Source organism: Desulfoluna sp. HI9BLuna, assembly GCF_056829775.1.
Genome location: NZ_CP186555.1, coordinates 6,113,594 through 6,124,630, shown reverse-complemented (window position 1 = coordinate 6,124,630; position 11,037 = coordinate 6,113,594). Strand labels below are relative to the sequence as shown.

Genomic DNA, 11,037 nt, shown 5'->3' with positions numbered 1-11,037 from the left:
CCTGGGGTGTAGGGGCGGCGGGGGTGCATGTTTGGGCAGCCCGTGATATGGGTCTTCTGTGTTGCGGGCTGTTTTGCGTCTGAGAATTCCATGGAAAGGTCTGAACGGTATGGAAAATGTAAGAACGTACGGGAAGGCGCCCTTTGGGGTGGCTGTTGTGCACGGCGGGCCGGGCGGGGCAGGGGAGATGGCACCGGTGGCCCGGGAGCTCTCACGCGAATGGGGGGTGCTGGAGCCCCTTCAGACGGCCTTGAGCCTTGAAGGCCAGGTGGCAGAGCTTCGCTCGGCGCTTCTGGAGCATGCCACGTGCCCTGTGGCCCTCATCGGGTTTTCCTGGGGTGCCTGGCTGAGTGTGATCCTGGCCGCTCGCTTCCCGGAGCTTGTGAACCACCTGATCCTGGTGGGAAGCGGCCCTTTTCTCGAAGCCGATGCCGCAGGCATTGATGCCGAGCGCATGGGGCGCCTGACGCCTGAAGAGCGTGTCGAGGTCAAGGGGTTGCTGCCGGACCTGAAGCATCCCTCTGCGCGTGTCCGCAACGATGTGTTCAGCCGATTCGGCAGGATCTTTTCAAAGGCCGACGCTTTTGACCCCATGGACACTGATAAGGCGGACATCTTCTGCTCCGCAGACATCTTCAACGCGGTGTGGCCCGAGGCTGCCCAGTGCCGCCGAAACGGTTCCCTGCTGACCGCGGCCTCTTCCCTGACCTGCCCGGTGACCGCCATCCACGGCGACTACGACCCCCATCCGGCCGACGGGGTGCGTGTCCCCCTTGAAAAGGCCCTTGATGAGTTTCAGTTTTTTCTCTTGCCGCAGTGCGGGCACGTGCCCTGGAAGGAGACACAGGCCAGGGCCCCCTTCTATGACCTCCTGAAAAAAAGCCTCCGGCGGCCTTGCCGGAAGTAACCTTCTAAAACGTTTCACATACAAATTTTAATTAACAGGTTCCGCCTGGGCATGCGTCTCGGAGGCTCTGCCTCCATGTGAGATACCTCCAGGTTCTGTGACGTGTGCTATCCACGGCTTTATTTTGCATATGGGCGAGACCTGCGGAGCGGACGGCGCAGGGGGATGAGGTCGGTTGCCCTTTGCGCACCTCCGAAGAATTGTGAAGGTCATGAAAACCCATGCAGCAACAAATGCCATTGCGCTTTGCCCTGAGGAACGAAGGGCAAAGCGCAATGGCAACCTGCTTTCGAGGTGGCTCACCTCGCCGCCGGAGGCGCGCTTTTGTCTGCTTGTGTCTGGCGTCAGTTCAGCTTGAACTTCTTCATCAGGATGGCATCGCGTCGCTGCGTGGGGACCCATTTCTTGAGGAAGGGCATCAGGGTGCTATGGGTACCCAGGCGGATGACCGGGGGGATGGGCTCCCGAAGGAGGATGGCTGTGAGCTTTTCGGCGAATCGGTCCAGGGGCATGGCGCTCTCCTGGGAAATGCGGGTGCGCCGGACGATGGCGTCCATGGAGGCGGCGTAGTGGTTGAGATTTTTCGTGGTCTCTTTGAGCTGGGCCTCGGCGTTGGCGGAGAAGCGGGAGGCGATGCCCCCGGGTTGCACAATCACCACCTTGATGCCAAAGGGCGCGAGCTCCAGGCGCAGGGCGTCACTCGCGGCGTGGAACGCCGCCTTGCTGGCGGCATAGGCACCGGAGAACGGAGTGGGCAGGATCCCTGAGACGCTTCCGATATTGATGATGTGTCCTGCACCGCGCTGGATCATGGCGGGGACAACCGCCTGGATGAGGGCTATCTGGCCGAAGAGATTGGCTTCGAACTGCCGCCTGACCTCGTCCACGGGCATCTCGGCCAGCGGACCCATGGCTCCGTACCCGGCGTTGTTGATGAGCATGTCCATGTGGCCTTCCCGGCCCAGGACATGTTCCACGGCTTCGCTGACGGATGACTGGGCTGTGAGGTCCAGGGCCACGGGCTGTGCCCCGAGGGAGACAAGGGGCGTCAGGGCGTCGCGCTTGCGCGCAGTGGCGTAAACGGTCCATCCGGCCTTGAGAAAATTCTGGGCCAGGGCCTCTCCGATGCCGGATGAGCATCCGGTGATGAGTACAATCCGTTTCATGTCAGTGGGCCTCCCGGAAGGGAAAAAAGAAGATGGGTGAGTGTTTTTCTTTAAATGGTAACAAAGTTTACATATGGAGACAATCATCTTGACACGGACGGGGTCTCTTAGCTAAAGCTGACGTTAACGTTATTGTGGAGATCCCGCGGCAACCCCGTAAAGCGGCCGAAGTACTTGCACCATGTTGTTTATTCCGAGTTTCCAACCAGAGGAGAGGCATGATGGCACACCAACTTGCAGATCGACGTGACGTTGAATTTGTTCTTCATGAGCAGCTGAACCTGAGTGACCTGAGCAACCATGAAACCTACGGAGAGTTCAATAAGAAAACCATCGACCTGGTGATCTCCGAGGCGCGGAACCTGGCCTTGAAAGAGGTGCTTCCCACCAACGCCCCCGGGGACCAGACCGGTTGCAGCCTGGATAAGGGGCAGGTGCAGATCCCCGACGAGTTCAAGCGGATCTGGGATCTGTATCGGGACGGGGAGTGGATCGCCACCAGCGAGGATCCGTCCTGGGGCGGCCAGGGCATGCCCCACGCCCTCTCCATGGCATGCACGGAGTACCTCTCCGGGGCCAACATGGCCATGTACATGTACGTGGCACTGACCCACGGGGCCGCCAACCTTGTGGAGGCCTTCGGCACCCAGAGCCAAAAAGAGAAGTACCTGCGCAAGATGTATTCCGGCCAGTGGACCGGCACCATGCTCCTCACCGAACCCGGCGCCGGTTCCGACGTGGGGGCCCTGACCACCACGGCCACCCCCAACGCCGACGGCACCTACAGCATCAAGGGCAACAAGATTTTTATCTCCGGGGGCGATCACGACATGGCCGAAAACATCGTGCACCCTGTCCTGGCCCGCATCGAAGGGGCCCCTGCCGGCACCAAGGGCATCAGCCTGTTCACTGTGCCCAAATATCGGGTTGCCGAAGACGGATCCGTGGGGGAACTAAACGACGTGGTCTGCACGGGCATCGAGCACAAAATGGGTATCCACGGCAACTGCACCTGCTCCCTTGCCCTGGGAGAGAAGGGCGGTTGCGTGGGCGAACTCCTGGGTGAGCCCAACAAGGGCATGCGCGCCATGTTCCAGATGATGAACGAGGCCCGTCTTTTTGTGGGCATCCAGGGACTCAGCGTGGCCGGGGCTTCGTACGCCAATGCATTGACCTACGCCAAGGAGCGTGTCCAGGGGCCCAACCTCATGTCCATGATGGAGAAGAACCCGCCTGCCGTGCCCATTATCCAGCATCCGGACATCCGTCGCCAGCTCATCACCATGAAGGCCAACGTGGAGGCCATGCGAAGCCTTCTCTTTTACATCGGGTACTGCTCGGACCTGAAAAAAGTGAGTGATTCCGAGGAAGAGAAGGAACGCCTCCAGGGAATCATCGACGTGCTGATCCCCATCGGCAAGGGGTACGTCACGGACCGCTCCTACGATGTCTGTTCCCACGGCATGCAGGTCTACGGGGGCTACGGGTTCATTGAAGAGTACCCCCAGGCCCAGCTGCTCCGGGACTGTCGCATCACCATGATCTACGAGGGCACCAACGGGATTCAGGCCATGGACCTTCTGGGGCGCAAACTCGGCATGAAAAAGGGCAAGGCCGTCATGGACCTCATGGGCGAGATGCAGAAGACCATTGCCGAAGCGCGCGGGGTGGAGGCCCTTTCTCCCCTTGCAGACGAGCTTGAAAAGGCCGTGGGTAAACTCGGCGAGGTGGCCATGTACATGGGCAAGACCGCCATGAGCACCGAGGTGATGAACGCCTTTGCCAGCGCACATCCCTTCATGACCGTCACAGGGGACGTGGTCTTTGCCTGGATGCATCTCTGGCGGGCCGTTACCGCAACTGCGGCCCTTGAAAAGGCCAAAAAGAAAGACAAGGATTTCTACGGAGGCATCCTGGCCTCGGCCGCCCACTACATCCAGACGGAGCTTCCTGTGGCCCAGGGGCGCATGCGTGCCATCCTCAAGGGGTCGGATGCCGCCATGACCATTCCGGAGTCCTCATTTTTCGGGTAAGGTGCCTGGCACACAAGCCCTCCGTGATTGACATCACGGGGCGTCAGGTATAGATATCGTTCCAAGGTTCCGGTGTATTGGGGCTCTGGCAGATAGATCCCACGATTTATCTGCCAGGGCCTTTGTTCTGTTTGCTGATTGTGGATGTGGAGGCGGAGATGTTTTTTCTGGGGGCGTATCTGGAGCGGGAAGAGGGGACTGCCGAGGTGGTTGTGGTGGAAAAGGGATTTTACAGCGGCACCAAGCGATACCGCATCGTCCATGCTGAAATCCTTCAGGAAAAAGACCACGACGCCCTGACCCGAACCCTCCTTGATATGCGCCTGGATGATCGCTGGACAGCGGTGAAGAAGGTGTTCAGCCAGAGCGGTCGTCCCGCCAAGACCAAAAAAGAGCCTCCGTTGATCCTTCTCTCCTCCTGGGACGATGAGGTGCGCATGGCAGAGGCCATGCGAAGGCGATGCGCGTCCGTGGAGGTGCTTTTAAGCACCGAGCCCGATGAGACCGCTCGGCAACGCCTCAAGTCCGATGCCTTTCACAACTGCCATGTGGTCACCGCCCCCATGATGGTTGCAGCCCTGGAAAACACTGTGAAAAAAGGGAGCTTTAACGAGGATCAGCTCGGGGAGTACCCGGTGGTCTCCCTTGCCCCTGCCAAGGGGCAGATGGCAGATGAAAGATCTACCTGGCTTTGCGCTTTGGGCGGGTGTCTCTGGCACGGTGAATCCATCCGGCGTGTCAAGCGCTACTGATCACATTCCCTCCTTCATGCCCTTCAGACCTGTGTGCACGCGGGCAGCCTCCGGTTCGGTTACGGGGGCCCCGGCAGTGGCCTCATGCCTTCTCCCTCTCTTCTTTTCCCTTTATTCCGCGTTCCAACCACGGCTCGTGCTGTCATCTGCAAAAGGTTGATTTGTTCCTTTATATCTCACTTGCAATTCTATTGAAAGATATCATCAGTATAATTGATGATGTCTTTTTTATTTCTTCTCTAAATCGGGCTGAAATACAAAATGCGTTTACGTTCTTTTCTCTGTAATGTATTCGAATCATATTGTTTATAAGGAATGATGCACATTCTTCTTTAGCCCTTTTAAAAAAAATAATTGACAAGGATCACACACGGGGCGTAGGGTTTCATTGCTCATACGCAGTGAGCATGGAGTATTGATGAGTAATACATTGAGAGACACATAACGGGGCGATTTTTACGTTGCGGGCCCACGCTCGCAGGAATCCACATTTTGAGGAATTCGCCTTCTCAGCAGGGATCACAGGAGAACGCATTTCCCGGCAGCGCTGCCGGGGGATCTGTTTGTTTGGACCGATGCCGCAGTCGAGATGACTGGGCCCGATATATCCATTGTTTTCTGTTAACCTGAGCCATGAGAAGGAACCGTTATGCGAAAACGAGTCGAGGCAACCCTGGCTGTTCTTTTGATCCTGTCCTGTGTGGGGTTGCGGCTGGCGTATACCGAACACCGGATGCCGCCGGAAGAAGGCGTTGATCTCATTACCATTGATTCCATTGCCCCGTTGGACACCCTTCAACGTCCCCCTGTTCGATTCCCCCATGGGATCCATGTGTCGGCCACAAGCGAGTCTGCCGGCTGCCTGGCATGCCATGACCCGGCCCCCGGTGCCGGTCATGGGATCTCTTTTTCCATGAAAAACCGCCATGAACTCTCCGGAGAGGCGCTTCAGGACCTCTACCACAACCAGTGCATCGGTTGTCATGCCGACCGTGAAACAGCAGGGCTTGCCACCGGCCCCCAGGTCTGCAGCGGGTGCCATGTAAAGCCTGTCACCGATTCTTTCCCCATATCACACGCCATAACCTTTGACGCCCACCTCCACATGCGCCACACCGATGATGCCGCCCTTGACTGCAAGGCGTGCCATGATGCCCTGCCGTCAGGGGGGAACAGTGATGAGGCCCACGGCCTGTGCGTCACCTGCCACCTGGACTCGGCCTCCGACGCCCCCCTGGAGTGCACGGGGTGTCATGCCCTTTCCGCCTCTCAAGGGGAGGGCCATGGGGCCGCCCACGGCGGTGAGGTCGACTTCGACCACGACCTCCATGAAGAAGCCGATATCTCCTGCGAGGTCTGTCATCACAAGGAGCCCGACACCGGTTGCGCCGAGTGCCATCCCAGGCGCGGTGAGCCCGGGGGCGACAGCGTCTCCCTTCAGGCGGCCATGCACTCCCGTACCTCTGATCGCAGCTGCATTGGATGCCATGACACCATGGGTGCCGGCGTGGTGGACGACTGTACCGGGTGCCATGCTCCCTTCGGCACCGAGGCTGAGTAGGCAACCGTCTTTGCGCCTGTTTTTTTTATCGGATCCTAATTTGGAGGACATATCATGTACCAGTTTATTACCGGGCCTCTTCTCTGGCTCGCCTTCAGCATTTTTTTTGTCGGGTGCGTTGTTCATGTGGTTTTGTACGTCAAAAATCTGGACCAGGACCTGGACCGGGTCTCCTATGGCTCACACGTGGGCTGGGGCATCCGTGGTGCTCTGCGCTCCCTTGTTTTCTGGATGCTTCCCTTCGGCACACGAAGCTGGCGGGCAAAGCCTGTTTATACGGTTATCTTTTACCTTTTTCACCTTGGGGCGGTGATCGCGCCCCTGTTTCTCTCCGCCCATGTGGTGATCCTGAAACTGCGCTGGGGCATTGCCTTGCCGACCCTGCCCGATGTGGTGGCGGACTGGATGACCGTGGGGGTGATCCTTGCGGCACTGGCCATGGTGATTCGCCGTCTGGCGTTGCCTGAAGTGCGTGTTCTCACCACAAGCCGGGAGATCGGAACCCTTGTCATCGCCGTGGCTCCCTTTGTCACCGGGTTCATTGCCTATCACCAGATAGGGGACAGCACCTTCTGGCCCCTGGCCCATATTCTTTCAGGGGAGATGCTGCTGGTGGCCGTTCCCTTTACCAAGCTCTCCCATGTGGTGCTTTTTTTCTGCTCCCGGATTCAACTGGGCATGGATTTCGGCATTAAGCGAGGGGGGATGAAATCCGCGGGCATGCCGGTGTGACCCCCTGGTAGAAACGGAGACAACAACGTCCCTTAAGGGGCTTACGATGTGTACGGACCATGATCATAAGAAGGAAAAGATGATGCCGGAAGGAACATTTTGCAACAGAAAACCCATCGATACCAAAGACGAACTCCAGGCGTTCATGCAGGACAAGGGGGGCGCCAGATATTATGAAGAGATGAAGTCCCTTGAGGTGGATGTCCCCGCCCTGAAGGCAGAACTCAAGCGGACCCTCAAATCCAGATTGAAAACCTGGCTCAATACCTGCCAGGGGTGCGGCCTCTGTGCCGACTCCTGTTTTTTCTATCTTGCCAACGGCAAGGACCCCAAACAGGTTCCGTCCTACAAGATCCGGTCCACCCTGGGCGAGCTGGTGCAGCGGAAAGGGGAGGTGGACACCGACTTTATGATGCACTGCATGGATGTGGCCTGGGGCCAGTGCACCTGCTGCAACCGATGCGCCCTCTACTGCCCCATGGGCATCGACATGGGGGTAATGTTCAGCTACCTGCGCGGTTTGCTCTACTCCCAGGGGTTTGTGCCCTGGGAGATGAAGATCGGTTCGGGCATGCACCGGGTCTACCGCGCGCAGATGGACATCACCACCGAAGACTGGGTGGATACCTGTGAATGGATGGAGGAAGAGACCGAGGAGGAGTGGCCGGGCCTGAAAATACCCGTGGATCAGGAGAACACGGACATCATCTACACGGTCAACGCCCGGGAACCCAAGCATTACCCCGAAGACCTTGCCGACGCCGCCACCTTGTTCCACCTGGCCGGGGAGAGCTGGACCGTCCCTTCCGAAGGGTGGGAGGAGACCAGCCTGGCCATGTTCGCAGGGGACTGGGAGGCGGCAAAAATGCAGGTTCAGTCCGTCTACTCGGCCATTGATCGCCTCAAGCCCAAGCGCATGGTGGTCACCGAGTGCGGGCACGCCTACCGGGCCACGGTCATCGAAGGGCCTTACTGGGCGGGGATCAAGGACGGGAAGCCCCCGGTGGAGACCCTGCATTATGTGGAGTGGGTGGCAGAGGCCCTGCAGACCGGCAAGCTGAAGATCGATCCGGCCAAACGCATCAAGGAGCCCGTGACCTACCACGACTCCTGCAACTACATCCGCAACGCGGGCCTGGCAAAGGCCGCACGGTATATCATGGGGCAGATCGCCGAGGATTTCAGGGAGATGACGCCCACCCGCGAGCACAACTTTTGTTGCGGCGGGGGAGGGGGGCTGAACGGCATCGGGCGCTACCGCCAGGAGCGCAATACCGGCATGAAGGTGAAGCGGGACCAGATCCTGGCCACCGGGGCCAAACTGGTGATCACTCCGTGCCATAACTGCTGGGACGCCATCCGGGACCTTGAAGAGGTCTACAAGATCGGGATCCGCTGGTCGTTTCTCAAGCCCCTGCTCATCAAGATGGTGGAGGTCCCCGAGTACCTGACCCACGTGGAAGAGTAGGCCATGGGGGAGCCCCTTTTCAGGGGGCCTTTTTTTGAGAGCATCAGGGTGTTCGTTGCCCCGGCCCGGCAGGCGGGATCTTCGCCTGCCGGGCTTTTTGCTCAGGAAGGTCTGTGGCGCGTTGAAAAGGGTGTTTAAAAAGTCTAACTGAGGAATGTATTCAATTGAATTTAACATACTATTACAATCTATACTGATATGGTATAGTAAATGAAATTCGGAAAAAATTCTAAACTTAACACATTGTATTTTAACGATAAAAAACGCAGTGCTCAGGAGCATGCTCTCCGTTTTTTGTTAAAAAATATTTGACAATGAACCGCCACATGGTAAAGTGCTTTTGCTCATACGCAGTGGGCTTGGAGTTTTTTATCTAGTAATACGTGTAACATAATTGCAGGCGTTATAACGTCTGTTGTGGGGATAGTTATTCCCACGCCCTGACAGGCTGCACCTTTGCACCAGATGGTGTCTGCCCTCATTCAGCAGGAAACAAAGAGAAGCTGTTTCTGAATTTCACATTCAGGGACGATTGCTCGGCATTGAAACCGGCGTCGCGACGACCCGGTACGGATATAGCCATTGTTTTCTGTTAACTTGAGGGTTTGGTAAGGAGCAGTTATGCGCAAACGAGTCGGGGCAAGCCTGGCATTTCTCCTTGGTCTTCTGTTTTTCGGCCTCTGTCTTGCATATTCCGAGGGCACCGACGAACAGAATCGGGGTGTAGATGTCATCTCCATGGACACCATCACTTCCTACGGGGTACTTCAGCGCCCCAAGGTACACTTCCCACACGAAAAACATGTGATTGATGCCGAGAAGGACACGTGCCTTCAGTGCCATGAGGCGCGGCCAGACGGCGGGGTTTCCCTGGCGTTCAGGCAGCGTAAAGGGCTTTCCGGCATGGAGGCCAGGGACTATTACCACGCCCAGTGCATCCAGTGCCACGCCGATGCGGCCTCGGCAACAGGGGCCACAGGGCCCCAGGTCTGCGGCGGCTGCCACGTTAATGGCGAGCCCGCATCATCGCCTTCTTCGTCCCACGCCATCGATTTTGACGATACCCTGCACAGCATCCACACCGAGCAGGCCACCCTTGACTGCCGCACATGCCACGACAGGCTCCACGGTGAGCCCGATGCAACGGACAGCCCGGCCATGTCACCCCGGGAAACCTCCCACGATCTGTGCGTAAGCTGCCATGTATCCACCCTTGATTCCGGTGAACCCGGCGGTCCCGTAACCTGCACAGCCTGCCACACCGACCCTGTGGACACCTCCTCCATGCCGCGCGTTACCGCCGGTGGCGGTGAGGTGCTCTTTGACCACGACCTCCATGAAGGCGCAGACATCTCCTGCGAGACCTGTCACCACAAGGAACCGGAAACCTCCTGCTCCGAATGCCATGACGCGTCGGGCTCTTCCCGGGGCGGCGGCATCTCCCTGTACGCTGCCATGCACAGCCGGCAAGCCGATCGCAGCTGCATCGGCTGCCATGACACCATGGGGGCAGGGGAGGTGGACGACTGCACCGGCTGCCATGCCCCGTTCAGCGGGGGAACCCCTTAAACGATCGGGATGGACACCTCCCGGGCTCGGATGATTTCCCGAGCCCGGGGACCGGACCCTTCGCATCCCGGCGGCAGCGTCGCCGGGACGTGGGCGGAGGGCCCTATCTTACCGGAATGAACAAAGAGGAAACACCATGTATCAATTTATCACCGGGCCGCTGTTGTGGCTTTCCCTCGGGATTTTTTCCATCGGTTGCATTGCCCATGTGGCTCTTTATATCAAAAACCTCGACGCCCGCCTGGACCGGGTGGCCTACGACACATGCATCGCAAGCGGGCTGAAAGGGGCCCTGCGCTCCATTGTGCTCTGGCTGACGCCCTTCGGGACCCGTTGCTGGCGGCAGAACCCCGTGCACACCCTGCTGTTTTATCTCTTTCACGTGGGGGCTGTAGCCGTTCCGCTGTTTGTCTCGGCCCACGGGATCCTGTTGAAGTACCGCTGGGGCATCTCCATTCCGGCCATGCCCGATGCCGTGGCCGATGCCCTCACCGTGGGCGTTCTGATAGGGGCCGCAGGGCTCCTCATCCGCCGCATGGTGCTCCCCGAGGTGCGACAGCTCACAAGGCCCCGGGACATCGGCGTGCTCTTTTTGTCGGTGGCGCCCTTTGCCACCGCTTTCATGGCCTATCACCAGATCGGAGACGTCACCTTCTGGACCCTGGCGCACATCCTCAGCGGGGAGCTCTTTCTCGTGGCCGTGCCCTTTACCAAGCTCTCCCATATCGTGCTTTTTTTCTGCTCGCGCATCCAGCTCGGCATGGATTTCAGCATCAAGCGCGGTGGACTCAAGGCCCCTGGATTTCCCTGGTAACCATCTTTTTTAAGATACAACGATTTTGTGAGTGA

At 58.4% G+C, this 11,037-nt stretch carries 9 protein-coding genes; 8 read left to right on the top strand and 1 reads right to left on the bottom strand.

Going from position 1 to position 11,037, the window contains the following annotated elements:
• Positions 1-109: 109 nt before the first annotated feature.
• Entirely contained in the window at positions 110-907 is a 798-nt protein-coding gene (locus ACOYW0_RS24910) for an alpha/beta fold hydrolase (protein WP_482416404.1), read from the top strand.
• A gap of 344 nt (positions 908-1,251) precedes the next feature.
• On the opposite strand, the gene ACOYW0_RS24905 is transcribed toward ACOYW0_RS24910, so the two are convergent.
• Entirely contained in the window at positions 1,252-2,073 is an 822-nt protein-coding gene (locus tag ACOYW0_RS24905; protein ID WP_180145102.1) for an SDR family NAD(P)-dependent oxidoreductase, read from the bottom strand.
• Positions 2,074-2,294: 221 nt separating this feature from the next.
• Between ACOYW0_RS24905 and ACOYW0_RS24900 the strand changes: the two genes are divergently transcribed.
• The 7 genes from ACOYW0_RS24900 (at position 2,295) to hmcE (ACOYW0_RS24870) (ending at position 11,002) form a co-directional block, all read left to right on the top strand.
• Complete coding sequence (locus tag ACOYW0_RS24900; RefSeq protein WP_482418862.1) at positions 2,295-4,106, top strand: acyl-CoA dehydrogenase; 1,812 nt, start codon at positions 2,295-2,297, stop codon at positions 4,104-4,106.
• Positions 4,107-4,264: 158 nt separating this feature from the next.
• The gene (locus tag ACOYW0_RS24895) at positions 4,265-4,858 is read left to right on the top strand and encodes a hypothetical protein (protein ID WP_482416403.1); all 594 of its coding nucleotides are present in this window, start codon (positions 4,265-4,267) and stop codon (positions 4,856-4,858) included.
• 649 nt (positions 4,859-5,507) lie between these two features.
• Positions 5,508-6,419, top strand: a complete 912-nt coding sequence (locus ACOYW0_RS24890; protein WP_482416402.1) for a cytochrome c3 family protein — start codon at positions 5,508-5,510, stop codon at positions 6,417-6,419.
• A 54-nt stretch (positions 6,420-6,473) separates the two neighbouring features.
• Positions 6,474-7,151 (top strand): sulfate respiration complex protein HmcE, encoded by a 678-nt coding sequence (hmcE, locus tag ACOYW0_RS24885; protein WP_482416401.1) that lies wholly within the window; start codon positions 6,474-6,476, stop codon positions 7,149-7,151.
• 79 nt (positions 7,152-7,230) lie between these two features.
• A complete protein-coding gene (hmcF, locus tag ACOYW0_RS24880) occupies positions 7,231-8,619 on the top strand; it encodes a sulfate respiration complex iron-sulfur protein HmcF (RefSeq protein WP_482416400.1) in 1,389 nt (462 codons plus the stop codon).
• A 621-nt stretch (positions 8,620-9,240) separates the two neighbouring features.
• Positions 9,241-10,188: a cytochrome c3 family protein gene (locus ACOYW0_RS24875; protein WP_482416399.1), complete on the top strand. Its 948-nt coding sequence runs from the start codon at positions 9,241-9,243 to the stop codon at positions 10,186-10,188.
• Between the two features lie 136 nt (positions 10,189-10,324).
• Positions 10,325-11,002 carry a sulfate respiration complex protein HmcE gene (gene hmcE / locus ACOYW0_RS24870; protein ID WP_482416398.1) on the top strand — a complete coding sequence of 226 codons (678 nt, stop codon included), beginning with the start codon at positions 10,325-10,327 and terminating at the stop codon, positions 11,000-11,002.
• Positions 11,003-11,037 lie beyond the last annotated feature (35 nt).